This window comes from Helicobacter pylori (assembly GCF_006439795.1).
Lineage (GTDB): Bacteria > Campylobacterota > Campylobacteria > Campylobacterales > Helicobacteraceae > Helicobacter > Helicobacter pylori_CR.
In genome coordinates, this window is sequence record NZ_VEYL01000033.1 from 1 (window position 1) to 1,328 (window position 1,328).

The window sequence follows — 1,328 nt, forward strand, 5'->3', positions numbered from 1 at the left end:
TAGAAGCTTAAGGGGGCAAAATGCATAAAATAGAGCGCTTACTCCAAACTCTAGCGCCTAAGGGGGTGGAGTTTAGGAAGTTGGGGGAGGTGCTAGAGTATGATCAACCCAATAAATATTGCGTAACAAGTAAAGAATTTGATAAAAGTTATCCTACTCCCGTTTTAACCGCAGGAAAAACCTTTATTTTAGGTTATACAAATGAAAAAGACAATATTTATCAAGCGAGTAAAAGCTCTCCGGTTATCATCTTTGACGATTTCACAACAGCGACCCAATGGGTTGATTTCCCTTTTAAAGTAAAATCAAGCGCTATGAAAATCTTATTCTCAAAAAATCCTACAATTAACATTAGATTTATCTTTTTTTACATGCAAACTATTCCTTATAATATCGGTGGGGAACATGCAAGGCATTGGATTTCTCGCTATTCACAATTAACAATCCCCATCCCACCCCTAGAGATCCAACAAGAGATCGTTAAGATTTTGGACGCTTTCACAGAATTAAACACAGAATTAAACACAGAATTAAACACAGAATTAAAAGCGCGAAAAAAGCAATACCAGTATTACCAAAACATGCTTTTAGACTTCAATGACATTAATTCAAACCACAAAGACGCAAAAGAAAAACTAGCGCAAAAAACCTACCCCAAAAACTTAAAAACCTTACTCCAAACTTTAGCGCCTAAGGGGGTGGAGTTTAGGAAGTTGGGGGAGGTGTGTGAAATAATTAGAGGTAAAAGGGTTACAAAAAAAGAAATACTAGATAAAGGAAAATATCCCGTTGTATCTGGTGGAATAGGATTTATGGGGTATTTAAATGAATATAACAGAGAGGAAAATACAATCACTATAGCTCAATATGGAACCGCAGGATTTGTCAATTGGCAAAATCAAAAGTTTTGGGCGAATGATGTTTGTTTTTCTCTCATTCCAAACGAAACCCTAATAATCAATAGATACCTTTATTATGTATTAACAAACAAGCAAAATTATTTATATTCTATTTCAAATAGAAGCGCTATACCTTATAGCATTTCTAGTAATAATATTATGCAAATAACCATCCCCATCCCACCCCTAGAAATCCAACAAGAAATCGTTAAGATTTTGGATCAATTTTTGGCTTTAACCACCGATTTATTAGCCGGTATCCCCGCTGAAATCAAAGCCAGGAAAAAACAATACGAATATTACCGAGAAAAACTATTGACTTTTAAACCCCTAACCCCACACAAAGAAGTTAAAAAATGCTAAAAGCGTTTTTACAATCAATAATAAAAGAGCTTGCGTAAAAAGAATTTGAAATATTTTTTAAAAGGA

The 1,328-nt window shown here is 34.3% G+C and carries 1 protein-coding gene; it reads left to right on the forward strand.

Annotated elements, in window-relative coordinates:
- Positions 1-20: 20 nt before the first annotated feature.
- On the forward strand, positions 21-1,262 hold the full coding sequence (locus FIM66_RS07970) for a restriction endonuclease subunit S (RefSeq protein WP_140600364.1): 1,242 nt from the start codon (positions 21-23) through the stop codon (positions 1,260-1,262).
- Positions 1,263-1,328: the final 66 nt, after the last annotated feature.